Source organism: Haloparvum alkalitolerans, from assembly GCF_050122995.1.
GTDB lineage: Archaea > Halobacteriota > Halobacteria > Halobacteriales > Haloferacaceae > Haloparvum > Haloparvum alkalitolerans.
Genome location: NZ_JBNLIA010000004.1, coordinates 1 through 24,616, shown reverse-complemented (window position 1 = coordinate 24,616; position 24,616 = coordinate 1). Strand labels below are relative to the sequence as shown.

Here is a 24,616-nt window from a genome sequence, read left to right as displayed (position 1 = left end):
GCGCCACCGGCCGCGGCGCGGCCCGCAACAGCAGACATAAGTCCGCGACGCGGGTAGCGGGACCGATGAGAGTCATCGGCACCGTCGGCCTGCCCGGCAGCGGGAAGGGGGAGGCCGCGGCGGTCGCGGAGGAGCAGGGGGTCCCGGTGGTCGTCATGGGCGACGTCATCCGGGCGGAGTGCCGCCGCCGGGGACTCGACCCCGCCGAGCACCACGGCGAGATGGCGGGGCGGCTCCGCGAGGAGGAGGGTGCGGACGCGGTCGCGGCCCGCACGGTCCCGCGGATCCGCGAGGCGGCCGCCGAGGACGACGCCGACGCGGTGCTGGTCGACGGCCTCCGATCGATGGTGGAGGCGGAGCGCTTCCGCGAGGCGTTCGGCGACGACTTCACGCTCGTGGCGATCCGCGCCCCCTTCGACCTCCGCGCCGAGCGCCTCCACGAGCGCGGGCGCGACGAGTCCGACTCCGACCTCGAGGCCCTCCGCGAGCGCGACGAGCGCGAACTCGAACTCGGCCTCGGCGAGACCCTCGACGCCGCGGACGTGGAGATCGACAACACCGGGTCGCTCGCCTCGTTCCGCGAGCGCGTACGCGAGGTGCTCGGCGTCGTGGACACCGCCGAGAAAGCGGAGGGCGAGCGATGATCTACAGCGTCGACGTGCGGATCGAGGCACCGGTCAACGACACGGAGGTGACCGACCGCGTGGCCGACGCCGTCCACAACGTCTTCCCGGAGGCCGACCTGACCCACGAGCCGGGACTGCTCGTCGCGGAGGCGCACACCCTCGACCCCTTCTCGGACGTGCTCCACGAGCAGGAGATCCTCGACACCGCGCGGCGCGTCTTCCGCGACAACGCCACCGAGACCGGGTTCTCCTTCCGGCTCAAGAAGCAGGCCGCCTACGAGGGCGTCGTCAACTTCGCGGTGGGCAACCCCGACGAGTTGGGCGACATCTCGGTCGAGGTGACCGTCCGCGATCCCGAGGTCGGGGCGTTCATCGACTACGTCGCCCCCGAGACGGAGGAGGGGGCGCCCGTCGACCCCGACCGCGAGTACGGCGACCGCTACGACCCCGACGCCGACGACTACTGACGTCCCGACGGGGCAGCCGTCCCGAACTTTTCTCGCGAGGAAGATGCGCTACTTCGCGTTCTCGACCTGCTCGCGCGCCTCGGCGGCGAGGTCGTGGGCGCGGTCCGCGTCGCGCGCCTCGGCGTAGATCCGGACCTTCGGCTCGGTGCCGGAGGGCCGCACCAGCACCCACGCGTCGCCGTAGTCGAGCCGGTAGCCGTCCTTCGTGTCGAGGTCGGCGTCCGCGTTCATCGCGTACTCGGCGGCCGCGTCGAGCATCCGGTCCAACTCCGGTTCCGCGTCGTAGCCGACGTTCTCGCGGACGTTGTGGTAGTCGGCGAACGGCTCGACCACCTCGCTGGCAGTCCGGCCGTCCGCGAGCAGTTCGAGGAACTTCGCGCCGATGTAGGCGCCGTCCCGCGTGAGCCGGTACTCGGGGAAGAAGACGCCGCCGTTCCCCTCGCCCGCGACCGGGACGCGCGTGCCCGCCGCCTGTAGTTCGCGGGTCCGGGTGATGATGCTCGTCGCGCCGATGGGCGTCAACTCGAGGTCCGCACCGACCGCCTCGCAGACGTCGACGAGCCGCTGGGAGACGTTCACCGCGGCGACGGTGGCGTCGCCCGGCTCCAGGGCCGCCTTCGCCAGCGCGGCGATGGAGGCGTCGCCCTCGATGTACCGACCCCGCTCGTCGACGAACACCGCGCGGTCCGCGTCGCCGTCGTGGGCGATCCCCACGTCCGCGTCCGCGGCCCGGACCAGCCGTCGGAGGTCGTCGAGGTGCTCCGGCACCGGTTCGGGCAGCCGCCCGGGGAAGTGGCCGTCCGGCTGGGCGTTCGTGGTGACGACCGCACAGCCCAGCCGGCGGAAGACCTCGGGGTTCGTGAGCGCGCCCGCGCCGTGGCCGGGGTCGACCGCGACGGTGAGGTCCGCCGCGTCGATGGCGGCGCGGTCGACGCTCGCGACGACCTCGTCGACGTAGCTCTCGGTGACGCCGTCGACGCGCGTCTCCTCGCCGACCGCGTCCCACGTCGCCTCGTCGTACTCCTCGCCGAGGATGTGGTTCTCGACGCGTTCGAGCGCGTCGACCGAGAGCTCCACGCCGTCGTCGCCGACGAGCTTGATGCCGTTGAACTCCGGCGGGTTGTGCGAGGCGGTGACGAGCACGCAGGGGACTCCCTCCGCCTCGCAGTAGCGGCTCACCGCGGGCGTGGGCGCGACGCCGAGCCGGTCCACGTCACAGCCGACCGCCGCGAGCCCCGAGGCGACGGCGTTGGCGAACAGTTCCCCCGTGGTTCTGGTGTCGCGGGCGACCGCGACGCAGTCGGCCTCCCACACCGTCCCGGCGGCCTTCGCGACGCGCAACGCGAACGTCGGCGACAGGTCCGAGATGGCGACCCCGCGCGTGCCGCTGGAGCCGAACAGCTTCATGCCCGAGAGGTGACCGGCCCGGGGGAAAGCCGTTCCGAAGGCGCCCGCGTGAGCTCCCGTCGGACCGCCCGTTTCCCGTCGGACCGGACGGCGTGTGCTAATCCTTCACACTCATATACCTGCGGTGCGTATCTCGCGACATGGACGCGAAGCGTCTGGAGGCGGCGCTGGCCGAGGAGTTCGGCGGCACGGACGCGGAGCAGCGCGTGGTGGCACGACAGGCGCGCGACCTCGCGGACTCCGGCAAGCCGAAGCGCGACCGCGGCCACGCCCTGACCGTCCCGGACGTGCTGCGGCACCTCTCGGACGCGCCCGACGACGCCTCCCTCCCCGAGCGCTGGAACTGGTGGATGGGCGCGCTCGACACCGCCTACGGCGGCTACGCCCCCTTCACCGTCCGCGTCGTGGAGGACGACGGAACGGCCGGCGTGAACCGCTAGGGGATCGACCGCCGGTCGCGGCGCCGACCCGACGCCCGCCCTTACTTTCACTTTCACTCCGCCCTTGGCTCGGTTATAGGTAGCAACGCGGGCATCTCGAGGTATGGACTCCCGAACGACCCCCTCGACGCGGTTCGCCGGCCGCGCACGACTCGACGTGACCGACTGCGAAGCCGACCGCCTTCCGGAGCGCGCCCGCGCGAACGACGTCCGCGGTGCCGAACTCCACCTAGAGCGCCGCGGGGGCAAAACGTACCTCGTCGCGGACGAGACCCAGCGGTAGGGCCGCTCGCTCCCCGGAACCGGTCCCCCCGCGGAAGTCGGCGGCATCCTTTTGTCCCGAGCGCGAGAGTCACGTATCGTGCCCCTCCGCCGCTTCGGCGGCCGACGCCGCGCCGCCGGCGCCGCCTCCCCCGCCGTCGCGCTCGGCGGGATCCTGCTGGCGACGGCGCTGGACCCGACCTTCTCGTGGACGGCCGACGCGCTCTCGGACCTGGGCGTCCGCGCGCCGAGCGCGCTCGCGTTCAACGCGTCGCTCGTCGGCGGCGGCCTGCTCGGACTCCCGTACGCGCACCTGCTGGCGGAGCGCGGCGGCCGTGCGGTCGGCGTCTCGTTCGGCGGCGGGACGCTCTGTCTGGCCGGCGTGGGGCTCTTCCCGAGCGGGACCGCCCTGCACGCGCCCGTCGCCGTCGGCTTCTTCCTGCTCGCGACGGTCGCGCTCGCGGTCGACGGCGCCGCTCGCCGCAACGAGTCGACCGGTCGCCTCACCCTCGCCCTCGCGGCCGGCCACGTCCTCGCGTGGGTGACGTGGGGCGCGGGGCTCTGGCCGGCCACCGGCCTCGCACTCCCCGAGTTCGTCGGCGCGCTGGTCGTGGCGGCGTGGGTGTGGCTGCTCGGGCCGGTCCCCGCGCTGGTGGACGGTCGAACCGACTGCGAGCGATGAGCGGGAGACCCGGACTCGACAGACACTAACGCCCTCGTCCGGTAGGGTCCGGCGATGGAGTTGGAGTTCCTCGGCGGCGCCCGCGAGGTCGGTCGGAGCGCGGTGCTCGTCGACGACCGACTGCTGCTCGACTTCGGCACGCTGGCCGCCGAGCCGCCGCAGTACCCGGTCCGGACGCCGGAGCCGGAGGCGGTCGTCGTCTCGCACGGCCACCTCGACCACGTCGGCTCCGTGCCGGCGCTGCTGTCGGGGCGGCGTCGCCCCGCGATCCACTGGACGCCGCCCACCGGGGAGCTCGCCCGCACGCTCGCGCGGGACACGCTCAAGCTCCGCGGCAACAGCCCGACCTGCCCGTTCACCGCCGAGCACGTCCGCCGGCTCGGCGAGGTCGAGCGGTGCCACGGCTACCGCGAGCCGTTCCCGGTCTGTGGCGGAATCGCCGCCGGCGGCTACGAGGTGACGCTGTACGACGCCGGCCACATCCCCGGCTCCGCACACGTCCTGGTCGACGACGGCGAGACGCGGCTGCTGTACGCCGGCGACTTCCACACCGACGACCAGCGCCTGCTCTCCGGAACGACGGCCCGCCCCGACGCGGACGCGGTCGTCTGCGAGTCGACCTACGCGGACGTGGATCACGAGCCGCGTGCGACCGTCGAGGACCGGTTCGTCGACCGCGTCGAGACGACGCTGTGGGAGGGCGGCACCGTCGTCGCGCCCGCGTTCGCCATCGGGCGCACGCAGGAGCTACTGCTGGTCTGTGCGGCCCACGACCTCCCCTGTTACGTCGACGGGATGGGGACCGACGTGGCGCGAATGCTGAAGAACCATCCGGGTTTCGTCCGCGACCCCGACGCCCTCCGACGGGCGATCGCCCACGCCCGGTTCGTGGACGGCCGCGACGGCCAGCGCGAGCGCATCGCCGACCAGCCCGCCGTCATCGTCACCACGAGCGGGATGCTCTCGGGCGGGCCCGCGATGACGTACGTCCCCGCGGTCCGCGCGAATCCGGTCAACGCGGTGACGATGACCGGCTATCAGGTCGAGGGGACGCCCGGTCGGTCCCTGCTGGAGACCGGCAGCGCGGAGATCGACGGCCGCGTGATGCAGGTGAGCGCGACCGTCGAGGCGTACGACTTCTCCGCGCACGCCGACCGCGGCGGCCTCCGCGAGTTCCTGGACCCCTACCGCGGCGCGGAGGTACTGGTCGTCCACGGCGACGACGCGCCCGGCTTCGCGGAACGGCTCTCCGCGGACGGCCACGACGCGAGCGCGCCGGAGTTGGGCGCGACCGTGACGGTGTGAGCGCCGCGGCGTTCGCTCCGTCGTCGGCCCGTCCATTTCTGTGATGGCGGTCCGCGGTGACTCCGCGGTCACCGTCCGTTGGTCACGCTACCGATCGCTCGTTCAGAAGGCGATCGGTGCGCCGAGTCACATCACTCCGGACGCGATCAGGACGTACAACAGCGTGAACAGCGTCGCGTTGTAAAGCCCGTGAGCGAGACTCGGAACGAGGATGTTGCCGGTGTACTCGTAGCTCGCGCCGAAGACGTAGCTCGGCACCAGAAGCACTCCCAGCGACAGCAGGTTCCCGGCCGGGTCGCCGCCGCTGAGCGCGAACCAGTGCAGGCCGGCGAAGACGGTGCCCGCGAGCACCACGGAGGCGACGGGACCGAACACCTCGCGGAGCCGTCCCTGGACGACGCCGCGGAACAGCAGCTCCTCGCCCGGACCGACGAGGAGGATCGAGGCCGGGATCATCAACAGCAGCAGTTCGGGGCTCTCCAGCGCGATCTCGACGGCGTTGTTCTGTCCCGTCTCGGCGCCGATGGACTGCGCGAGCAGCCCCGCGATCGTCCCGGCGATCATGGGGCCGCCGACGAACGCGGCGAGGTACGCGCCGACCGCGGCCGCGCCGTCCCGCAGGTTCGGCCACGCGAACCCGACCGAGAACGGGACCCCGGGCCCCCCATCTCCGAGCAGGTCGTTGACCGCGGCGCTGACGCGCTCGCGGTTGCGGACGTACGCCAGCGCGACCAGCACGCAGCCGACGCCCTGGACGAACGCCAGCGAGAGCACGATGTTGAGCGTCGGCGAGATGTCGACCCCGGCGATCACCAGGGCGAGCGCGGCGACGTTGAGGAGGAGGAACCCGAAGAAGAGCCCCCCGGCCCCGAGCACCAGGCTGCTCACGACCGCGAGCAGCGCGGGGAGGGGACCGGTGGCGGCGGTGGCACGACTCATGTCCCCCACTTGGGGTCGGCGAATGGTTAACGATTCGCCTGCGACCGGTCCCCGCCGGGTCCGTCTCGGCGGCCGCTTATCGCCGCGTTAGCTCGTACTGCGTCACCGCGAGCGCGGTGCGCCCGTCCCGACAGTCGCCGTCGACGACCGCCGCCAGCAGCTCGTCGTAGTCGGCCGTCCGCACCCGGATCGACTCGTTGTGGTCGAGCGCCTGTTCCGCGGTCGGCTCGCACCCGGTCGCGACGAAGTGATGGTGGACGGAGTTCGCGATGCCGTTCGACGGCTCCACGGAGATCAGGTGCTCGAACGCGTCGGCCTCGTGGCCGGTCTCCTCCGCGAGCTCGCGGGCGGCGGCCGCCTTCAGGTCCGCGAGCGACCGGTCGCCGTCACCGCTCCCGTCGCCGTCCTCGGGCTCCACGCCGCCGGCCGGAAGCCCGCGGTTGACGCGGTCGACCGCCTGCCGCCACTCCTCGATGACGACCACGTCGCCGTCGGGCGTGAACGGGAGGACCACGACCGCGGGCGGCTCGTCGACGTAGTGGTACTCGCCGGCGGCCCCGTCGGGGAACCGCACCTCGTCCCGGCGCACGTCGAAGCCGGGACACGCGTAGTCGATCCCGGTCGCGGTCGTCTCCCACGCCACCTCCTCCGTCGCGGACTCGTCGGTCATACGCGCCGCTCCGCTCGCGCCGGACATAAAACGCGGCGGGTCCGTCCGCGCGCCGGAATCGTTCGAAGGACGCTTGTACGCCGCGGTCGGTAGATCGGCCATGAACGTCCTCCTACACGAGGGGCACGAGCACACGGAAGCCGCGACCGCCGCGGTCGGCACGGAGACGATGGCCCTCGCCGCGGTCGGCGTCCTCCTGATCGCGGCCGCGATCGGGTACGCAGTGTTTCGGTTCGGGGAGTAAGCCGGTCGCGGACGGGTCGTCGCGGCAGTTGGGACGGACCAGTCGGTAGAGCGCGTAGAAATGCGGGAGAAGTGGGCCGGCACGAATTTGAATCGTGGTTACGGCCACCCGAAGGCCGAAGGATACCAAGCTACCCCACCGGCCCGCACTCTGAGTGACGGCGCACATTCCTTTAACCCTTCCGAAACCGAGAACTCCGCGACAGGCGATCCCACGCTCGCCGTGTCGCCCGCCCGCGGTTTCACGCCGAGTTCACTCCTCGCTTCGGGGCTCGAAGTAGCGGTCGCGATGGGCGCGACAGCCGGGGTTGAACGCGGCGCCACAGTCGGGACAGGAATCCCCGCAGGCGAAGTACTCCGGCGGCGTCATGGTCGCGCCGCAGACGCCGCACAGCACCGCCGGCTCCGAAAAGCGATCGCGGGGCCACGGCTCGGCGGGGTGGTCCGCGACCGCGTCGTGGCAGCGGTCGCAGGGGTAAAAGGCCCCACAGCAGCCGAACCGGAGCGCGACCACGTCCACGGGGTCGTCCCAGTGGGCGCATCGCGTCTCGGGATCGACCGCGACGCCGCGGAGGGGCACAGGAAATCGCGGGTCCGCGGCCGGGGGCTCGGTCGTGCGGCGGTCCGCGTTTCGGTCGTGATCGCTCACGCCGCTCGCGTCGGCGCCCGCGTCCTCGTCGGTCCGCTCTCCCATCTTCAGTAGCTCGTGTAGCCGTCGGTGTCCAGCCAGTTGTGCGCGACGGTGATCGCGTGGTCGGCGTGGAGCAGTTCCGGGCCGACGCGAACCCGGCGCTCGGCGGTCTCGGCGAGCAGGTCGGCCTCGGCGTCGGAGAAATCGAGGTGGTCCGAGAGGACGAAGACGGGGTCCGCGGGCGGTTCGGCGTCGACGAGCGGATCGCCGTCCTCGTGAAGCTGGACGACGGTCCCCTCGCTCGCGGCCGCCTCGAGCGTCTCCGCGACGCCCATGCGATAGAGTTCGACGCCGGGCGAAACGTCGGCTGGCATGTGGCCGATGGCGCCGTCGCGCTCCTCCAGCGCGCCGCGGACGCGCGCGGCGATGTTGCGCTCGTCGGGATGGAGGTGACGGAGGTCGCTCGCGTCGAAGCGGACGGTGAACTCGTCCGCGAGGACGAGGTGGACGCGCACGTCCTCGCGGATGCCGTGCGAGAGGAACACCGCGGAGCTGACGCACCGACACAAAAGGTCCAGCCGACCGGCCGCGCCCGCGAGGTCGTCCAGCGCGAAGTCGGGAGTCGTGGGGACGTCGTGGCCGATGACGAGGAACTGGCGCATGCGCGAGCGTCGGCCGCGGAGGACAAAAGGGGTCCGAAGAGGTCGGGCGGGAGGGCGCGAAGACGGGCTACCGGTACTGGTTCAGGCGGCGCTTCAGCCGCTTCGCGGCGTCGCCGGCGGCGCGGAAGTAGGCCGCCTCCTCGTCCCGGCCGGCGCTCGCGGCCGCGTCCTCGCCCGCGAAGATGATCCCGCGCGAGGAGTTGACGAGGCCGACGTCGACGCCGTGGCCCTCGCGCGGCGCGAGGCCGTGCTCGACCGCAGCCTCCGCGTCGCCGCCCTGCGCGCCGACGCCGGGGACGAGAAACGGCAGGTCCGGGACCGTCTCGCGGACCGCGGCCAGTTCGTCCGGCGTGGTCGCGCCCACGACGAGGCCGACGTTGCCCTTCTCGTTCCACAGGTCCGCCAGCGCGGCGACGCGCTCGTAGACGGGTTCGCCGGAGGCGAGTTCGAGGTCCTGTAAGTCCGCCCCACCGGGGTTGGAGGTCCGACAGAGCACGAACACGCCGGCGTCCGCGCGGTCGAGGAACGGCTGGAGCGAGTCGCGGCCCAGGTAGGGGTTGACGGTGATGGCGTCGGCGTGGTCGAGCAACTCGGCGTACTGCCGCGTCGTGTTGCCGATGTCGGCGCGCTTGGCGTCGAGCAGGACGGGGACGCCCTTCCCCGCCGCGTACGCGATCGTCTCCCGGAGCGCGCGCCAGCCGTCGGGGTCCTCGTAGAAGGCGGCGTTGGGCTTGTAGCAGGCCGCGTGTTCGTGGGTCGCGTCGATGATCCGGCGGTTGAACGCCCACCGCGGCAGGTCGGCGTCGCGCAGGAACTCCGGGATGCGGGACGGGTCCGGGTCGAGGCCGACCGAGACGACGCTGTCGGTCGCGTCGATGCGCTCGGCGAGGCGGTCGAAGAAGGGGTCGGTCATCGTTCCCCGGTGGTTCGGCCCCCGGAGTAAGCGTTTCTGTCCGGCGGCGCGGTCGGCCGGGACGGCCCACCGTCGCGGTCGTCCCTGCGCCCCGCCGCGGAGCCCGGAGCCGAACCCTTTTGCACCGCGAACGCCCCGGAAGAGGTATGACCGACGACGCCGCGGACGCCGCCGATGCCGCCGACGCGGACCGAGGAGGCGACGCCGAGACCGTCGCGGACGCCGAGGCCCCGACGGGCTCGCGGGACCGCTTCGCGACCCTCTGGGACCGCGTGGAGGCGGACCTCGAAGCGACCGCCGAGGAGTACCGCGAGGCGGACTGGGACGTGACGACGCTGGACGTGGGTGACGTGACGCCGCTCCCCTCCGCGCGCCCGAACGCCGACCGCGACCGGGTCGGCCTCGACGCGCTCGTCCCCGGGAAGCAGTTCGACGCGCTCCGCGAGACGGTCGACGACCACGCCTTCGACGAGTACGAGACCTACCGCGCGGCCGCGGGCGACGTGACGTTCCTCGTGCTCGTGATGCGCGACACGGACGCCGGCCTCGCCGTCATGCTCCCGCTGTTCTACGTGCGCGAGGAGGCCGAGGCGTGGCTGGAGGCCGCCCGCGAGGACGGCGAGACCAACACCTACGTCCGCCCGCTCACCGACGACGAGCGCGTCGTCTTCCACCACGAGGACCCCGAGCCCTTCTTCCCGCCCGAAGCGGGCGATCAGGCGTCGTAGGAACAGCGGTCGCCGCAGTCGCCGGCACACCCACAGTCCTGCTCGCCACAGCCGTCACAGCAGCCGGTCCGCCGGTAGAGGAGGGCGGCGACGGCGATTCCGGCGCTGCCGATCAACAGGCCGGGAACGGGACCGAGGATGGGGAGCAGAACCGTCCCGTCATCGATCACGCCGATACCGTATCCCGCGAAGCCGCCGGCGAGAAGCATCGCGAGGACGCGTCCGCTGGCGACGGTGTGGACCACGAAACCGGGATCGAATCGTCGCCCCGGTCCGTCCGTCTCGGAGGGCATGCGTCGCGGTTCGCCCGTTCGGTCTGAAAAATTGACGGTTCGCTGACGTGGATCCTCGTGGGTTCAGAACACGTCGCCGAGCGCCTCGGCCGCCAGGTCCACGCCCGTCTCCAGATCCGGGCCGAGCGGCGCGCCGACGACGATACCGTCCGCGTGCTCGGCCAGTTGCTCGCCGCGCTCGCGGACCTCCGCGGGCGTGCCCGCCAGACAGAAGGCGTCGACCATCGCCGGGGTTACCGTCTCGAACGCCGCGGAGAACTCGCCCGCGCTGATGCGGTCGCCGATGGCGCTCGCCGTCTCGCGGTCGACGCCGTGTCTGTCCAGCACCGGCGGCGCCGCGCCCGCGGCGATGAACGCGACCGGGGGCCGGGCGGCCTCGCGGGCGGCGTCGCCGTCCTCCGCGACGGAGACGGCGGCGTAGGCCACGAGGTCGAACGCGCCGCGATGGTCGGGCCGGTCCGCGAGGCCGTCCGCGACCTGCTCGCGCGCCCACTCGAGGTCCGCGGGATGCGCGCCGTTGAACAGCAGGCCGTCGGCGTGCTTGGCCGCCATCTTGCACATGTGAGGCCCCTCGCCGCCGACGTAGACGGGGAGGTCGGCGCCCTGCGGGGGTTCGTAGTTGAGCCCCGCGTCGGTCGCCTCGAAGGTCCCCTCGTGGTCGACGCGCTCGCCGGCCCACAGCTTCTGGGCCGTCTTGAACGCCTCCAGAACGGGGCGAAGCCCGCGCTCGTCGGCGAGGCCGAGGTTCGAGAGTGTCGACGGGTCGCCCGGTCCGATTCCGAACACCGCGCGCCCGCCCGACACCTCGTCGAGCGTCGCCAGCTTCGAGGCGAGCGTGACGGGGTGGGTCTCGACCGGGTTGGCGACGCCGGGACCGAGTCGCACGTCGTCGGTCGCGGCCGCGAGCCGCGAGAGCACAGCCCACGGGTCGCGGTTGTTGTAGTGACACGTCGAGAAGACGGCGTCGTAGCCCGCCGCCTCCGCGCGCTCGCCGAGCGCCACTAGTCTGTCCATCTCGTGTTCCGGGGTGAGTTCGATGCCGAACATTGTGATCAGTCTCGGGTCCCGCTCAGCCGTCGTACTCCCAGCCGCGGAGCGCCTGCCGCACGAAGTCGGTCTCGACCTCGCGGTAGTGCTCGTCCGAGCCGTCGTGGTCGCCGAATTCCCAGTCGCGGACGACGACGACCGGCGTGCCGTCCGCCCCCTCGCCGGCGACGAGGTTCGCGGCGCCCGCCAGTTCGTCGACCACGTTCTGGACCGTCACGCCCAGTTCCCGTCCGTCGCGGTCGTGCTCGCCGCGCCAGTCGCGGCTCGCGGGCATCCCCGCCCAGCCGAGCGCGACGCCGCGCTGGCCGTGTCTGAACGGGCGACCCGAGGTGTCCGTGACGACGACGCGGTCCGCGGACAGCCCCTCGCGGAGCCGCGCCGCGCTCTCGCTCGGGCGCTCGGGGAGCAGCAGCAGGTCGCCGTCGCGCACGTTCGAGCGGTCGATGCCCGCGTTCACCGTCACGTGGCCGAACCGGGTCGCGGTGAGGAGGAACGGCGCCTCCATGATCAGCTCCGTCGACTCCTCGATGACGGCCTGCGCGAACCGGGGGTCCTTCTCCTCGCCGGTCACCTCGGCCAGCCGGGCCGCGACCTCTCGGGCGCGGGGGCTCGCGGGGAAGTCCTCGAGGTCGACGACGCGCCCTTCCGCCTTCGAGACGACGGTGCTGGCGACACAGACCACGTCGTCCTCGCGGAGGTCGACGCGCGCCTCGACCATCGCCGCGAGGTCGTCGCCCGCCCTGATCTCGGGGAGGTCGGGGACGGCGAACAGCTCCATGCCCTCGTCTCCGCGCCCGCGCTCAAAAACCCCGCCGGTAGTGGCGCGTGCATCCGGTGTTCCCGGACGGCCCGAGCCGTCGACCCCCTCAGACCACGTCCCAGCGGTCGGTGATCAGCCCGTCCACGCCCGCCGAGCGCAGGGTCTCGGCGTCCGCGGCGGTCTCGACGGTCCAGCCGTTGACCGCCAACCCCTCCTCGCGGGCGGCCGCGACGACGCCCGTCCCCGTACAGAGGCGGAGCGAGGGATGGACCGCCTCGGCGTCGACCGCCCGCGCGGTCCGGAGCGCCGCGTCGGGGTCGCTCGAACACAGCACGGCGAGCCGCGCGTCGGGGTCCGCCTCGCGAACCTCCCGGAGCGCGGGCCGCGAGAAGGAGGAGAACAGCACCGGGTTGGCGGCGCGGCCCGTCGCGCGGAGCGCCGCGTCGGCCAGTCCCGCGGTCTTCAGCTCCACGTTGACGAGCAGGTCGTCGGGGACCGCCGCGAGCAGGTCCGACAGCCGCGGCACCGGCTCGCCGGAGTCGAGCACCTCCAGCCCGCGGAGGTCGGCGTAGCGCATCTCCGCCACGGAGCCGGTGCCGCCGGTCACCCGGCTCACGTCGGGGTCGTGGAGGACGACCAGTTCCCCGCTCGCGCACCGGCGCACGTCGACTTCCACCGCGTCAACGTGCGGGGCCGCCTGCCGGACCGCGGCCACCGTGTTCTCGGGATACTGCCCGGCACAGCCCCGGTGGGCGAACACGCGCTCGGCCGCGTTCTCGCCCGCGCTCTCACCCTCGGCCGCGTCCCCGGCCGCGTTCCCGTCGCTCATACGTCACGTTTCGTGGCAAACGGTATCAATCCTCGGCGGAACGGCCCGGAGGTCGCCGTCGACCCGGGACAGGACGCTTTTTACCGCCGAGCCCGTGGAACCGAACGGGCGGCGGTGACGAAGGGTTACCCCCACTGAGCCCCTTGTGACGATGGGTTTTCTCCCGAGCCGCCCGCGACAGTCGCCGAGCGGCGGCACTGTGCAACGGTTCCCTCTCCACCCGCGGAACCGCGGGACCGCGGCTCGACCGACCGGAGCGAACGTGAACGGTCTGGCCGCGAGCGCGCCGCAGTCGGCCGGTTTCCAGCGGAACCGAAGGGGCTCCGTCCGCGCTCCCGATCCGGCCGGGTCCAGCGTTCCGCGGCGGACGAGGCGCGGACCGTTCCACGAGCGCCGTCCGAACGTTCAAAGGGGATACCGCGGCATCCGCCCCGTGACCTGACCGCAGGCCGGGGCCGAACGAGACGGGCGCGCAGCGACCCGGTCCCGGAGCGAGGAGCCACGCTGCCTGTTCGCCATTGCCGTCGAGAAGTAGTTGGATCGGGGGACGCTCCCGCCGCCGCGCTCGGGGCCGCGGCCGGGAGCGACCGGGCCGCGAGGCGGTCGCGCTCAGTAGGTCGCCGCGCGCTTGTCGAGCCCGGCGGCCTCGATGTCCTCGCCGTCGACCGAGGAACGCAGGCTGTCCATCCCGTCGTCGCCGTCGATCTCGAAGTTCGCGTCGTACAGCTCCTGGACGCGCTCGTACTCCGCGTCCGTGAGCGGCGGCACGTCGCTGGCGGCCGCCCACTCGTCGATGTCCTCGCGGGTGCGGAACGTCGGCGTGACGGACGCCACCTCGTCGTGGGCGAGCAGCCACGCGATGGCCGCCTGCCCCATCGTGCGCTCGCCGCTTCGTTCGAGGAACCGCAGCGCCTCGACCTTCTCCCAGCCGGTCTCGTACCACTCGGCCGGCCGGTGCGAGCGGTGGTCGTCGTCGGCCAGCTCCGTCTCCGGCGTCACCTGCTCGTTCAGCAGGCCCGAGGAGTGCGGGACGCGCGCGATGACGGAGGTGTCCGAGCCCGTCTCGCGGATCGTGTCGATGAAGTGCGCGCCCGGCTCCTGCTCGAAGAGGTTGAAGACCGTCTGGACCGCGTCGAAGACGTCCATCTCGACGGCCGCGTCGCCCTCGGCCAGCCAGCCGATGGAGGGGCCCAGCGCCCAGCCCAGCGTGTCGACCTTCCCCTCCGCCTTGAACTCGCGGAGGACGTCGACGACCTCGGGGGTCACCTCGTCGACGTTGGCGTTGTGGAGCTGGAGGAACTCCACGTGGTCCGTCCCGAGCCGGTCGAGCGACTTCTCGAACGCCTCGCGGAGGTACGTCTCGTTCAGCTCCTTCGGGAGTTCGCCGTGACCAGCCTGCGGGTTGTCGTAGAAGTCGTAGCCGATCTTGGTCGCCAGCGTCACCTCGTCGCGGTGCTCCGCGAGCGCGCGGCCGATCAGCTCCTCGGAGTCGCCGTGCCCGTACACGTCGCCCGTGTCGAAGTAGGTTATCCCCTGATCGAGGGCGTACTGGACCATCTCGACCGCCTGATCCTCGGTGCGGTCGCCCCACCAGTCGGTGCCGACGACCCACGCGCCGAACCCGACCTCGCTCACCTCGACGCCGGAATCTCCGAGTTCGCGGTAGTGCATGGCTCACGGTTGGGGATCCGCCCACTTAGCGGGTACGGTTCCTCCCACGCGGTCGGTCGCGTCGGGGGGATTTATGTATCGGCGCGGGGCGGCGAGTCGCGTGCGACGGACCGCGGAGCGACGCGTCCGCGATGTCGTCGCACAACCGAACCCCTTTGAGGGTTCCCGGTCAACTGACGGCGATGACAAAGCGACACGTCTCCCTGCCCGACGCGGCCGAGGCCGGGGTCCGGGGCTTCATCGACGAGGTGGACGAGCGCCTTTCCTCGGACGAGGACACCTGTGAGGTCGTGCGCGACGTGTTGATCGATCTCCACGGCGACCGCGAGGCGTGGGAGGCGTGGCAGGCGGGCGAGTCGGTCTCGAAGGCCGAGCGCGTCCGGCTACAGGGGTACGACCCCTGTAACGCGACGCTGGAGTCGGAGTACTACGCCGAGAAGGACGAGGACCGGTTCCAGCGCTCGAAGCACCTCCAGTGGCTCTGGCGGCAGTTCGACGCCACGCCGATGGCGGACAACGTGGCGTTCGCGCTCCGGTTCCGCTCGATGCTCGCGGACCACCTCTTCGCCGACTGCGGGGACGACTGCCGCTTCTTCAAGGGGATCACGTTCACCTACGGCCACAACATCGAGGTCGGCGACAACGTCGTGGTCCACGACGACGTTCACCTCGACGACCGCGGGAAGCTTACGATCGGCGACCGCGCCTCCATCTCCGACGGCGTCCACGTCTACAGCCACGACCACGACATCGTCGACCAGACCGAGGTCCGCAACTTCCACACGGTCATCGAGGACGACGCCCGCGTCACCTACGACGCGATGGTCCGCGCCGGCTGCAGAGTCGGCGCCAACAGCGTCGTCGGCGCACGCGCGGTCGTCCAGGGGGACGTGCCCGCCCACCACATCGTCGTCGGGATGCCCGCCAAGAGCATCCGCGTCAAGCCGGGGTGGGAGTCCGTCGCGACCGAACTCGAGGACGGCCGCCTCCCCACCCGGCAGGACGAGCGCGAGATCCCCTACGACCTCGGCGACGACCTCGCGGTGTTCGACGAGTTCGGGCGCGACCTGAACCCGCCGGACGCCGGCGAGTAGCGGGCCGGGGCACCGACGAGCGCCGCGGCCGGCCACACGCCTTTTGCCCGCGGCCGCCCCAGCGAGGATCCATGACCGAGACGCCAGCGTGGCGGGACGACGCCACCGACCTGACGCTTCGCCTGCTCTACCAGTCCGGCATCGCCGTCTCCGTCGACGGCATCGTCGCGAACCTCGCGGCGCTCGCGGAGAGCGCCCCGCCGGCGGACGCGGTCGAGGAGGCGGTCGCGAAGCTCCGGAAGCGGGACCACGTCCGCGCGCTCTCCGAGGCCGACCGGTTCTACCTGCTGACCGACCGGGGCCGGGAGTACGTCGAGGCGGAGGTCGACGCCGAGGCGTTCGGCTACGTGGACTGATCGGGGGCCTGCGACCGCGACGGCGGCCCGCAAGGGCTACCTCTCCGGAGCCGTCAGGGTCGGACATGGACGAGGAGACGGTGGACGTGGCCGCGGCCTTCGACGACATCGAGGAGTTCTGGGCGCCGAAGATCGCCGCCGAGTTGAACGGCCAGCAGGTGAAGCTCGCGCGGCTCAGCGGGACGTTCGACTGGCACCGCCACGAGGCGGCTGACGAGCTGTTCTACGTGCTCGACGGCACGCTCCGCATCGAGTTCCGGGACCGCCCGGACGCGACGCTGACGGCGAACCAGCTCCGCGTCGTCCCCGCGGGCGTCGACCACCGGCCGGTCGCCGAGGAGGAGGTCCGCGTCCTGCTGTTCGAGCCGGCCGGCACGCGCAACACCGGCGACGTCGAGACCGAGAAGACGCGCGAGGCGGAGCGGCTCTGAGCGGCCGCGGCGCTCGCGGGTCGACAGTTCTCGAAGAATGCACCGTCCGGGAATTGAACCGGAATCAGGCGGTCCGGGCTGCCTGCGGTGGCGGGCTGCCGGGCTGCGACCGATAGGGTTCAATCCCGTCGGTGATCGTCTCGCTTCGCTCGAAGAATGCACCGTCCGGGAATTGAACCCGGGCTATTAGCTTGGGAAGCTAATGTCCTACCACTGGACCAACGGTGCGTGCACCACTGCGTACCCGACGCCCGCACTTGAACGTAGCGCTTCGGGGTGCTCCCCGGAGCCGGCGGCGCCCCCGAGTCGGCGCGCGTCACCGCGTCCCACATCCTTATCGCCGCCGAGGGCCACCACCGCCACATGTCGACCGACAGAGACGCCGACACCGGCGCTGGCGGCGATCCGGATCCCGAGCGCGTCCGCGAGCGCCTCGACGCGTTCGCGCCCGCGCTCGGCCGGACGTGGACCGGAACCGACCCGTGGGAGTTCCTCACCGAGTTGACCGCCATCGGGAGCCGGATGGGCGGCAGCGAGGGCGAGCGCGCGGCCGCGGACCTCGTCGCGGACGCCTTCCGCGAGGCGGGGCTCCGGGACGTCCACACCGACGCCTTCGAGATGAACGCGTGGCGCCGCGGCGGGACGACGCTGGAGGTGACGACGCCGGCGCGGACCGGCGGGGACGAGCGAACGCGCTCGTTCGAGGCGCTCGCGCTCCCGTACTCGCCCGCGGGCGCGGTCGATGCCGAGCTGGTGGACGCCGGCTACGGCACGCCCGACGAGATCGACGAGGTGGACGTGGAGGGGAAACTCGTCGTCGCCTCCACGACGACCCCCTCCGGCGGGCGGTTCGTCCACCGGATGGAGAAGTTCGGCTACGCGGTCGGGGCGGGGGCGGCGGGGTTCGTCTTCGTCAACCACCTCGACGGCCAGCTCCCGCCGACCGGCTCGCTCACGTTCGGCGAGGAGGCCGAGGCGCCCGCGGTCGGCGTCTCGAAGGAGACAGGCGCGTGGCTCCGCGAGTACGCCGCGAACACGCCCGGCGAGACCGCGTCGGTCCACTGCTCGGTCGACGCCGAGACGGTCCCGGGCGAGAGCCGGAACGTGGTCGGACGGACCGGCCCGGACACCGACGAGCGCCTCCTGCTCGTGGCCCACTACGACGGCCACGACATCGCGGAGGGCGCGCTCGACAACGGCTGCGGCATCGCCACGGTCGTCACCGCCGCGGGGATCCTCGCGGAGGCGGACCTCGAACTCGGGGTCGACGTGGTCGCGGTCGGCTGCGAGGAGGTCGGGTTGCTCGGCGCCGAGCACCTCGCGGCGACGACGGACCTTGATTCGGTCGCGGGCGTCGTCAACGTCGACGGCGCGGGGCGGTTCCGGGACCTGGTCGCGCTCTCGCACACCTCCGAGGCGACGGGCGCCGTCGCGGAGGCGGTCTCGCGGGCAACGCGGCACCCAATCGAGGTGGAGGGCGAGCCGCACCCCTTCTCGGACCAGTGGCCGTTCGTGCGCCGCGGAGTGCCCGCGCTCCAGCTCCACAGCGACTCCGGCGAGCGCGGCCGCGGGTGGGGCCACACGCACGCCGACACGCGAGACAAGGTCGACGACAGGAACGTCCGCGAACACGGGATGCTGACGGCGCTTCTGGTCGCGGAGCTCGCGGAGCCCGACACCGACCTCCCGCGGCTCGACGTGGACGAGTTGGCCGACGCCTTCCGCGAGGCCGACTTCGAGACCGGGATGCGCGCGGCCGACCTCTGGCCCGCCGGCTGGGAGTAGGACCGGCTGGGCGTCGTCGTCCGGTCAGTCGCCGTCCGCCGGCGTCGGCGGGCGCGCCCGCTTGTGGTCGCTCGCCGCGTGCCGGGCGAGCAGGTCCGCGACCGTCTCCTCGGCGACGCCGAGGCGGTCGGCGACGGCCAGGCCGGCGAGGCCCTCGTCGACCGCCAGCCGGAGCACGGGGTCGACGACTTCGTAGGGGGCGCCGAGCTCGTCGCGGTCGCACTGGCCGAGGAGAAAGCCCGCGGTCGCGGGGCGGTCGAGCACGAACGACGGCACGTCCAGCGCCGCGGCGAGCGTCCGCACCTGGGTCTTGTAGAGGTGGCCGAGCGGCAGGAGGTCGGCGGCGCCGTCGCCGTGTTTGGTGTAGTAGCCGAGCAGGCGCTCCGAGCGGTTGGTCGTTCCGAGCACCAGCCGGTCCGTGGCGTTCGCGGCGAGGTACGCGACCGCCATCCGCAGGCGTGCGACGAGGTTCCCGGTCGCCACCGGGTCGCCGTGGAGGTCGAACCGCTCCGGCACCGCCGAGCCGAACGCCGCGACGAGCGGTTGGAGGTGGACCGTGTCCAGCCGGATCCCGAGCGCGTCCGCGAGCGCCTCCGCGTCGCGAGCGTTCGCGTCCCCCGTCTTGTTGGAGGGAAGCGCCAGCCCGTGGACGCGCTCGGGACCGAGCGCCTCGACGGCCAGCGCCGCGGTCACCGTCGAGTCCAGCCCGCCGCTCATGTTGACCACGACCCCCTCGGCGTCCGCGGCCGCGACCGACCGCCGGAGGAACGCGCCGATCCGCTCGCGCTCGGCGTCGGCGTCCACCTCCGGGACCGGGTCGACGGCCGCGCCGCGGGCGCCGCCGTCGGCGCTCACGCCGTCACCGGCGGCCGCCGCGTCGCCCCCCACGGGGGTGGTTCCCCGAATCGGCTCGTCCATCGGAAGCCTCGATCGATCACTCATCTCAAAACGATCCAAACGTGCGTTTTCTTCTCACTCTTTTCGAATAAGTATCATCCATCTATATCGGAGTTGATGTCCCACTACGGAAAAATGTCCCGTACAAACGATTTAAGGACGTATCGCCGGCAGGGGCGCAGCAGTCGCGACCACGAGGACGGCCGGCGGTCGGCCCGCGAACACGGTCGACGGGCGGTCGGTTTCCTCCCGATCTCGGCGACGGATCGCCGGTTCGGCGTTTCGGACTGGCCGAAAGTTGAAAGATCGTCAAACGTCTTCCAAATCGTATTGAGCGTGTCCATATTTGTTCTTTCTCGGATTTCTCTTAGCTTGTTCAACAGTATAAGGCCGTATTATGCGAACGTTTATCTATTTCTGTCCGGTTCGTTCCTCCATGTCGACGGTACAGCTGAGTTCGACCCAGAAGCGGATCCTCTCGTCGCTCGTCAACCTCGCGGAGGGGGACGAACGGGCGGTTCGGGGGCGTGACATCGCGGAGGCGGTCGACCGCAACCCGGGAACGATCCGGAACCGGATGCAGAGCCTGCGCGCCCTCCAGCTCGTCGAGGGCGTTCCGGGTCCCAAGGGCGGCTACCGGCCCACGACGGAGGCGTACGAGACGCTCGACGTCGACCGGCTGGAGGAGACGGCGCCCGTCCCCCTCGAGCGCGAGGGCGAACCGGTCCCGGACGCGACCGTCTCGGAGATCGACTTCACCAGCGTCCACGACCCCGAGCGGTGTCGCGCGGAGGTCGTCGTCCGCGGGCCGATCGGCGCCTTCGGGATCGGCGACGAGGTGACGGTCGGGCCCACGCCCTCGGCGGACCTCCGCGTTTCGGGGATCGTCGAGACGACCGACATCGGGGAGAACGTCCTCCTGATCGACGTGGCGTCGATCCGGACCGAGCCGGACGACTGAGCGGTCCGGCTCCGACCGGTCCGCCACGCCGTGCCGCGCCCGGCGAGGGTTTATCACCGCTCGCGTGCCGGGAGGCGTATGGACACCGACGGAAACACCCTCCTCAACGCGGCGCTCGGCGCGGCGACCGCGGTCGTGCTCTCGTGGATCCCCTTCTCGCCGGTTCTGGGCGGCGCGCTGGCCGGATACCTGCAGGGCGGCGAGCCGACGGACGGGGCGAAAGTCGGGGCGCTCGCGGGCGGCATCGCGAGCCTCCCCATGCTGTTCGTGTTGGGCCTGATCCTGTTCGTCGTCCCGTTCGTCCCCGAGCCGGGGATCGCCGCGGCCGGCGTGCTGTTCGTCCTGTTCGCGGTCGCCCTCTCGCTGGTGTACGGCGCCGCGTTCGGCGCGCTCGGCGGCGTGCTCGGTATCTACGTGCGGGACGAGTTCTGATCCGACCCCTTCCGGCGAATCGCCGTCACACCGGTCGATAAATGCGGAACTGCGGCCGGAAGATAAATGCAGAAATGCGGCCGCGCGGTAATCCCCGAGCGACCGGTCAGTGCTCGCCGCCGGTGCCGCGCCGGGCGGAGGAGAGGTCGATATCGAGGTCCGCGAGCAGTTCCTCCGCCTCCGCGCGCTTCTCCTGGTGGTCCGCGAGGAACTCCTCCATCAGCTCCGCGGCCTGCTCCTTGCAGCCGCCGCAGAGCCGCTCGCCGCCGGCGCACTCCTCGTACACCTCCTTCGCCAGCCCGTCGTCGTCGGCCGCCAGCAGGTAGGCGTACAGCTCGTAGACGGGGCACTCGTCCGGCTTGCCCCCCTTCTCACGCTGTTCCTCGGCCGTGGACCGGCCGCCGGTCGTCGCGGCCTTCACCTTGTCGTAGCCGTCCTCGGGGTCGTCGAGCAGCGAGATGTGGCTCGCGGGGATGGAGGAGGACATCTTGCCGCCCGTCAGCCCGGACATGAACCGGTGGTAGATGGAGGAGGGCTGCCGGAAGCCGAAGCCGCCGTGGTCGAGTTCGACCTCGCGGGCCAGCTCCTCGGCCTCGACCCGCGAGAGGTCGAACGCGTCGACGTGGCCCTCGAAGACGCGCTTGTCGCCCTCGACGGCGTCGATCAGCGCCTCGAACGCCTCGTCGGTCGCGTTCCGGTTCAGGAACCGCACCCGCGGCCGGAGCGGCTCCTTCCCGCCCGCCTCCAGCTTCCGGAGCGCGCCCTCCTTCGCGTCCGCGAGTTCCGGGACCGGGCCGTACTCGCCCAGCCACTCGACGGCGTCCTCACACCTCACGTCGGCCCCGTCTCCGTCGGTCTCCTCGCCGTCCTCGTCCCCGGCGCCCGCGGCGAGCGCGTCGTAGGCCGCGCGCACGAGCTGGCGCTCGTCGTCGTCCAGTTCGAAGCTCGCGAACGCCTCGGTCACCTTGAAAAAGCGCATGCGGACCGCCAGGTCCCGCGTGAGCCGAACGTGCGGGTCCTGGTCCGGCCCGACCGGGATGACGGTCGGCTTCGGCTCGTCGACGAGCTGGGGGTAGAGGATGTCCGCGGTCTGGGTGATCACGCTCTGCAGGTGCGAGATGTTCGTCTCGCCGTCGAAGCCGTAGATGGCCTCGAACTCCGAGAAGTTGGCCTTCGAGCCGAGTTCGAAGCCGAGGTCCTGCACCTCGCGGTTGTCGGACTGGCGGTAGAGCTCGCCCTCCTCGGCGTCGAACCCGAGCGCGAGCAGGCTCAGCAGGTAGTTGCGCGCGTGCTCGTCGATCTCGTCCCACGACATCCCGCGGGCGGAGTGCGCCTCGAGGTCGGCGATCAGCCCGAAGGCGTCGCCGCCCTGCTTCTGGTGCCAGATCAGCTCGTCGAAGACCAGCTTGTGGCCGATGTGCGGGTCGCCGGTGGGCATGAAGCCGGACAGCGCCGCGAACGGCTCGTCGTTGGCCATCGCCTCGGCGACCGCGTCGTACTCGCGGTGGCCGAAGATGACCCCGCGGCGCATCAGGTAGTGGGGGGTGGACACGTCGGGGAGCACGTCGTCGAACTCCTCGATGCCGAACTCCTCGAAGAGGTTCCGGTAGTCGGCGACGGTCGACGACCCCCAGGGGTCCAGCTCCACGTCGTCGGCGCCTGCTGCGGTGTCGGTGCCTCCGTCGGTCGCGGCCGGCCGGTCGGCGGTGGCGGGGTCGGAGACCTCGCCCTCCGGGACCGCGGTCGCGTCCTCGCGTGGGTGGGTGTCGTCGGTCATGGCGTCACTCGTGCTACCGAACGGTAGTCGATGGAGTTCGCTCCGGCCAGCGCAAAAACCATTCGCTTGCGGACCCCGCCGGCGAGCCGCACGTCCAGCGACAGCTCCCGCGGCGCGAAGACGTGGTCCGGCTCCACCACGCGCACGAGGTGTTCGGAGTGGGGCAGGTCCTCGACCGTCTCCACGTCCAGGTACGTCCGGAAGTCGGCGCCGAACTTGAAGCCGGTCTTGGGGACCATCTCGCGGGCGCGGAGGTCGACGTAGGTCCGGAGCCGGCGGTCGAACCGCTCGCCCTCGACGGCTCGTCCGCGCGCGACCACGGCGTCGTAGTCGGTGTCGGGGGACCGCTCCCGGCCGTCGGAGCCGCCCCCGTCCGAGACCGCCCGGTCGAGCGTCAGCCGCCCCTCCGCCGCGAGCGCCGCGGCCTCGACCAGCGAGAGCTGGAGGGCGCCCTCGACCGCCGCGTCCCGCCCGGAGAGCGGCTGGCCGTAGAAGCCCCGCTCGTGGAGGCGCTCGGGCGCGTCCCAGACGATCACGCGGTCGGACAGCAGCGTCCCGGCCAGATCGCCCGGCGGCTCGAAGTCGGTCACGCCCGACAGTTCCGGCTCGGTCGCCGCGAAGTACGTGATGTCGCTCTCCTCGTCGACGACGGCGAGCGTCTGGCCCGCGATCTCGGCGACCGGGATCGGTTCGCGCTCGCCGACGACGCGAACCCGGTGTTCGACCGACTCGGTCCCGTCGCCGGGGCCGGAGCCGCGCTCGAAGACGACGAAGTCGATAGCGTCCGCGTCGCCGGCGTGGTTGGGGTCGGCGGCCGCGAGTCGCCCGCCCGGCCACTCCTCGCGCGTCGGCGAGAGATAGAAGCCGCGGTCGCGCAGTTCCGCGTAGACGAGGAATCGGACGGCGAAGCGGTCGGCGGCGGCCGCGGCGTCCGCGAAGAACCGCTCGAAGCCGAGTTCGTCGCCGTCGACGATGACCGCGTCGAGGTCGCCCCGGAACAGCAGGTGGGCCGCCTCCACGCGCGAGAGCGCGATCTCGTTGCCCGACAGCGGGCGGCCGTACCCCCGGGAGTCGTGGAAGCGCTGGCGCGCGTCGCCGCCGACGCGGACGGCGTCGCCCCGAAGCGTCCCCTGTGGTTGCATGCCCGAAACGGCGGCCGGGCGGCGTAAACGGGTTGCGGTCGCGCGTCGGTCGGGACGGTCGCTCAGAGCCGCGGTCGCCCGCCGTCGGTCGCGGTCTCCCACCGGTCGCAGGTGCCGTCCAGACACCGCCGGCCGGTCGGCGTCTCGAACACCGGCAGTCCGCAGGGGCAGTCGTCGACGACGGTCCCCGAGGGGACCGAGAACGTCGTCTCGCAGTCGGGGTACTCCTCGCAGCCGAGGTAGACGCGTCCCGGCGCGGTCCGGACGCGGAGGTCGGCGCCGCAGTCCGGGCAGTCCCAGACGCGGTCGAACCGCTCGGTCACGGCGTCCGCGAGCGACTCGCACCCCGGGTCCAGACAGAGCCGGAAGACCTCGCCGCGCTCGACGCGGATCCGGGGGAGGCCGCAGTCCTCGCAGGTCCCCTCCGTGACGGTCGCGCCCGCGGGGAGACCCCAGCGCTCCGCACACCCCCCGCAGACCACGTCGCCGCCGGTTCTAACGAGCGGGCCGCCGCAGTCGGGGCAGGTGCCGACCGGGGTGCCGGCCTCCGTGACCGGGAGCGCGCGGGCGGCGGTCGCCTCCTCGGCGACGACTCGGAGCGTCGACCCCCCGTCGCGCGCGGTGACGGTGAAGGCGTCGCCGTCGCCCTCGACGGTGACGGAATCGGGGCGGGTGAGCCACTCGACGGGCTGGTAGCCGTCGGCGTCGTGGACGAGCGTGGTGTCGTCGGGCTTGATCAGGACGACGACGCGGCCGCGCTGGGTGCGCTGTCGGTCGCCCGAGAAGGTGACGGTGCAGTCGCCGGCGAGCACGCGGAGGCGTTTCGGCATGCGACCCCTTCGCCGCGGTACCCGACTTCAGCGTTCGCACGAACGCGGAAATACGGGGACGAGACGAACTGGAGGGTCACGAGGGCATGGTGGCGGAACGCGTCGACGACCGCGGTACTGTAGCGGTCGGCGCGCGCGAGGAACGCGCGCGAGGGAGGCGGCGGGCCGGGCGCGATGCGGTGCGGTTTCCGCGCCCGGCCCGCGGCCAAGGCTGGGGAGGTGTGAGGCTGCTGTGCGGTCGCGGTGCAGGGTGGGACTGAAAGGGGCAGCCGGCTCGATCCCGCCCGGACGAAGTAAGCACCGCAGCGGGCGGTGTCTCCAGCGTCGCCGTGAGCGC

29 protein-coding genes and 2 tRNA genes are annotated in these 24,616 nt (G+C 72.2%); 14 read left to right on the top strand and 17 right to left on the bottom strand.

Translation table 11 applies throughout. The features are described from left to right. Nucleotides 1-65 precede the first annotated feature (65 nt). Both ACQE3L_RS05740 and ACQE3L_RS05735 read left to right on the top strand, forming a co-directional pair. Nucleotides 66-644 (top strand): AAA family ATPase, encoded by a 579-nt coding sequence (locus tag ACQE3L_RS05740; RefSeq protein ID WP_426962818.1) that lies wholly within the window; start codon nt 66-68, stop codon nt 642-644. Continuing rightward, nucleotides 641-1,093: an RNA-binding domain-containing protein gene (locus tag ACQE3L_RS05735; RefSeq protein WP_426962817.1), complete on the top strand. Its 453-nt coding sequence runs from the start codon at nt 641-643 to the stop codon at nt 1,091-1,093. Before ACQE3L_RS05740 ends, ACQE3L_RS05735 begins: the two co-directional genes overlap by 4 nt. 48 nt (nt 1,094-1,141) lie before the next feature. On the opposite strand, the gene glmM is transcribed toward ACQE3L_RS05735, so the two are convergent. Beyond that, nucleotides 1,142-2,500, bottom strand: a complete 1,359-nt coding sequence (gene glmM / locus ACQE3L_RS05730) for a phosphoglucosamine mutase (RefSeq protein ID WP_426962816.1) — start codon at nt 2,498-2,500, stop codon at nt 1,142-1,144. A gap of 140 nt (nt 2,501-2,640) precedes the next feature. On the opposite strand from glmM, the gene ACQE3L_RS05725 reads away from it, so the two are divergent. The 4 genes from ACQE3L_RS05725 to ACQE3L_RS05710 all read left to right on the top strand — a co-directional run bounded on the left by ACQE3L_RS05725 (nt 2,641) and on the right by ACQE3L_RS05710 (nt 5,188). Next, complete coding sequence (locus ACQE3L_RS05725; protein WP_426962815.1) at nt 2,641-2,940, top strand: WNWW family protein; 300 nt, start codon at nt 2,641-2,643, stop codon at nt 2,938-2,940. Between the two features lie 103 nt (nt 2,941-3,043). After that, nucleotides 3,044-3,223, top strand: a complete 180-nt coding sequence (locus tag ACQE3L_RS05720; RefSeq protein ID WP_058366268.1) for a hypothetical protein — start codon at nt 3,044-3,046, stop codon at nt 3,221-3,223. Nucleotides 3,224-3,301: 78 nt separating this feature from the next. Continuing rightward, entirely contained in the window at nt 3,302-3,883 is a 582-nt protein-coding gene (locus ACQE3L_RS05715) for a DUF998 domain-containing protein (RefSeq protein ID WP_426962814.1), read from the top strand. 54 nt (nt 3,884-3,937) lie between these two features. Then, nucleotides 3,938-5,188: an MBL fold metallo-hydrolase gene (locus ACQE3L_RS05710; RefSeq protein ID WP_426962813.1), complete on the top strand. Its 1,251-nt coding sequence runs from the start codon at nt 3,938-3,940 to the stop codon at nt 5,186-5,188. Nucleotides 5,189-5,314: 126 nt separating this feature from the next. On the opposite strand, the gene ACQE3L_RS05705 is transcribed toward ACQE3L_RS05710, so the two are convergent. Further along, on the bottom strand, nt 5,315-6,127 hold the full coding sequence (locus tag ACQE3L_RS05705; protein WP_426962812.1) for a CPBP family intramembrane glutamic endopeptidase: 813 nt from the start codon (nt 6,125-6,127) through the stop codon (nt 5,315-5,317). Between the two features lie 76 nt (nt 6,128-6,203). Further along, nucleotides 6,204-6,797, bottom strand: a complete 594-nt coding sequence (locus ACQE3L_RS05700) for an NUDIX hydrolase (RefSeq protein WP_426962811.1) — start codon at nt 6,795-6,797, stop codon at nt 6,204-6,206. A gap of 100 nt (nt 6,798-6,897) precedes the next feature. On the opposite strand from ACQE3L_RS05700, the gene ACQE3L_RS05695 reads away from it, so the two are divergent. After that, nucleotides 6,898-7,041 carry a hypothetical protein gene (locus ACQE3L_RS05695; protein WP_176696664.1) on the top strand — a complete coding sequence of 48 codons (144 nt, stop codon included), beginning with the start codon at nt 6,898-6,900 and terminating at the stop codon, nt 7,039-7,041. A 72-nt stretch (nt 7,042-7,113) separates the two neighbouring features. Here the strand turns inward: ACQE3L_RS05695 and ACQE3L_RS05690 are convergent. The 4 genes from ACQE3L_RS05690 to pyrF form a co-directional block, all read right to left on the bottom strand. Then, nucleotides 7,114-7,186, bottom strand: a tRNA-Pro gene (locus tag ACQE3L_RS05690). Nucleotides 7,187-7,293: 107 nt separating this feature from the next. After that, nucleotides 7,294-7,734 (bottom strand): CHY zinc finger protein, encoded by a 441-nt coding sequence (locus ACQE3L_RS05685; protein ID WP_426962809.1) that lies wholly within the window; start codon nt 7,732-7,734, stop codon nt 7,294-7,296. A 2-nt stretch (nt 7,735-7,736) separates the two neighbouring features. Then, nucleotides 7,737-8,333 carry a tRNA (pseudouridine(54)-N(1))-methyltransferase TrmY gene (gene trmY / locus ACQE3L_RS05680; RefSeq protein WP_426962808.1) on the bottom strand — a complete coding sequence of 199 codons (597 nt, stop codon included), beginning with the start codon at nt 8,331-8,333 and terminating at the stop codon, nt 7,737-7,739. 67 nt (nt 8,334-8,400) lie between these two features. Then, on the bottom strand, nt 8,401-9,246 hold the full coding sequence (gene pyrF, locus ACQE3L_RS05675; RefSeq protein ID WP_426962807.1) for an orotidine-5'-phosphate decarboxylase: 846 nt from the start codon (nt 9,244-9,246) through the stop codon (nt 8,401-8,403). 146 nt (nt 9,247-9,392) lie between these two features. Between pyrF and ACQE3L_RS05670 the strand changes: the two genes are divergently transcribed. Next, nucleotides 9,393-9,974 (top strand): DUF7529 family protein, encoded by a 582-nt coding sequence (locus tag ACQE3L_RS05670; protein ID WP_426962806.1) that lies wholly within the window; start codon nt 9,393-9,395, stop codon nt 9,972-9,974. Here the strand turns inward: ACQE3L_RS05670 and ACQE3L_RS05665 are convergent. The 5 genes from ACQE3L_RS05665 to ACQE3L_RS05645 all read right to left on the bottom strand — a co-directional run bounded on the left by ACQE3L_RS05665 (nt 9,962) and on the right by ACQE3L_RS05645 (nt 14,574). Then, nucleotides 9,962-10,267, bottom strand: coding sequence for a hypothetical protein (locus ACQE3L_RS05665; protein WP_426962805.1), 306 nt, complete (start codon nt 10,265-10,267; stop codon nt 9,962-9,964). The genes ACQE3L_RS05670 and ACQE3L_RS05665 overlap by 13 nt on opposite strands. Before the next feature lie 63 nt (nt 10,268-10,330). Further along, nucleotides 10,331-11,314, bottom strand: coding sequence for a 5,10-methylenetetrahydromethanopterin reductase (locus ACQE3L_RS05660; protein ID WP_426962804.1), 984 nt, complete (start codon nt 11,312-11,314; stop codon nt 10,331-10,333). A gap of 22 nt (nt 11,315-11,336) precedes the next feature. Beyond that, a complete protein-coding gene (locus ACQE3L_RS05655) occupies nt 11,337-12,092 on the bottom strand; it encodes a coenzyme F420-0:L-glutamate ligase (protein ID WP_426962803.1) in 756 nt (251 codons plus the stop codon). Between the two features lie 88 nt (nt 12,093-12,180). Then, nucleotides 12,181-12,903 carry a glycerophosphodiester phosphodiesterase gene (locus tag ACQE3L_RS05650; RefSeq protein WP_426962802.1) on the bottom strand — a complete coding sequence of 241 codons (723 nt, stop codon included), beginning with the start codon at nt 12,901-12,903 and terminating at the stop codon, nt 12,181-12,183. A 609-nt stretch (nt 12,904-13,512) separates the two neighbouring features. Beyond that, a complete protein-coding gene (locus ACQE3L_RS05645) occupies nt 13,513-14,574 on the bottom strand; it encodes an aldo/keto reductase (protein WP_426962801.1) in 1,062 nt (353 codons plus the stop codon). Nucleotides 14,575-14,756: 182 nt separating this feature from the next. Here ACQE3L_RS05645 and ACQE3L_RS05640 point away from each other — a divergent pair, with 182 nt between their 5' ends. The 3 genes from ACQE3L_RS05640 to ACQE3L_RS05630 all read left to right on the top strand — a co-directional run bounded on the left by ACQE3L_RS05640 (nt 14,757) and on the right by ACQE3L_RS05630 (nt 16,455). Continuing rightward, complete coding sequence (locus ACQE3L_RS05640) at nt 14,757-15,668, top strand: acyltransferase (protein WP_426962800.1); 912 nt, start codon at nt 14,757-14,759, stop codon at nt 15,666-15,668. Between the two features lie 71 nt (nt 15,669-15,739). Beyond that, nucleotides 15,740-16,024, top strand: a complete 285-nt coding sequence (locus ACQE3L_RS05635) for a hypothetical protein (protein ID WP_426962799.1) — start codon at nt 15,740-15,742, stop codon at nt 16,022-16,024. A 65-nt stretch (nt 16,025-16,089) separates the two neighbouring features. After that, nucleotides 16,090-16,455: a cupin domain-containing protein gene (locus ACQE3L_RS05630; protein WP_426962798.1), complete on the top strand. Its 366-nt coding sequence runs from the start codon at nt 16,090-16,092 to the stop codon at nt 16,453-16,455. A 157-nt stretch (nt 16,456-16,612) separates the two neighbouring features. Here the strand turns inward: ACQE3L_RS05630 and ACQE3L_RS05625 are convergent. Next, nucleotides 16,613-16,683 (bottom strand) — tRNA-Gly (locus ACQE3L_RS05625). A 135-nt stretch (nt 16,684-16,818) separates the two neighbouring features. Between ACQE3L_RS05625 and ACQE3L_RS05620 the strand changes: the two genes are divergently transcribed. After that, nucleotides 16,819-18,240: a M28 family peptidase gene (locus ACQE3L_RS05620; protein WP_426962797.1), complete on the top strand. Its 1,422-nt coding sequence runs from the start codon at nt 16,819-16,821 to the stop codon at nt 18,238-18,240. Nucleotides 18,241-18,264: 24 nt separating this feature from the next. Here the strand turns inward: ACQE3L_RS05620 and ACQE3L_RS05615 are convergent, their stop codons facing one another. Beyond that, the gene (locus ACQE3L_RS05615) at nt 18,265-19,158 is read right to left on the bottom strand and encodes an NAD+ synthase (RefSeq protein WP_426963103.1); all 894 of its coding nucleotides are present in this window, start codon (nt 19,156-19,158) and stop codon (nt 18,265-18,267) included. Between the two features lie 415 nt (nt 19,159-19,573). Here ACQE3L_RS05615 and ACQE3L_RS05610 point away from each other — a divergent pair, with 415 nt between their 5' ends. Further along, on the top strand, nt 19,574-20,098 hold the full coding sequence (locus tag ACQE3L_RS05610) for an Rrf2 family transcriptional regulator (protein WP_426962796.1): 525 nt from the start codon (nt 19,574-19,576) through the stop codon (nt 20,096-20,098). Between the two features lie 78 nt (nt 20,099-20,176). Continuing rightward, entirely contained in the window at nt 20,177-20,530 is a 354-nt protein-coding gene (locus ACQE3L_RS05605) for a DUF5518 domain-containing protein (RefSeq protein WP_426962795.1), read from the top strand. A 106-nt stretch (nt 20,531-20,636) separates the two neighbouring features. Here ACQE3L_RS05605 and ACQE3L_RS05600 read toward each other — a convergent pair whose 3' ends face one another. From ACQE3L_RS05600 to ACQE3L_RS05590, 3 genes are all read right to left on the bottom strand, one after another. Next, nucleotides 20,637-22,307 carry a tryptophan--tRNA ligase gene (locus ACQE3L_RS05600; protein WP_426962794.1) on the bottom strand — a complete coding sequence of 557 codons (1,671 nt, stop codon included), beginning with the start codon at nt 22,305-22,307 and terminating at the stop codon, nt 20,637-20,639. After that, complete coding sequence (endA, locus tag ACQE3L_RS05595) at nt 22,304-23,449, bottom strand: tRNA-intron lyase (RefSeq protein ID WP_426962793.1); 1,146 nt, start codon at nt 23,447-23,449, stop codon at nt 22,304-22,306. Before endA ends, ACQE3L_RS05600 begins: the two co-directional genes overlap by 4 nt. A gap of 62 nt (nt 23,450-23,511) precedes the next feature. Continuing rightward, the gene (locus ACQE3L_RS05590) at nt 23,512-24,279 is read right to left on the bottom strand and encodes a topoisomerase DNA-binding C4 zinc finger domain-containing protein (RefSeq protein WP_426962792.1); all 768 of its coding nucleotides are present in this window, start codon (nt 24,277-24,279) and stop codon (nt 23,512-23,514) included. Between the last annotated feature and the right edge of the window lie 337 nt (nt 24,280-24,616).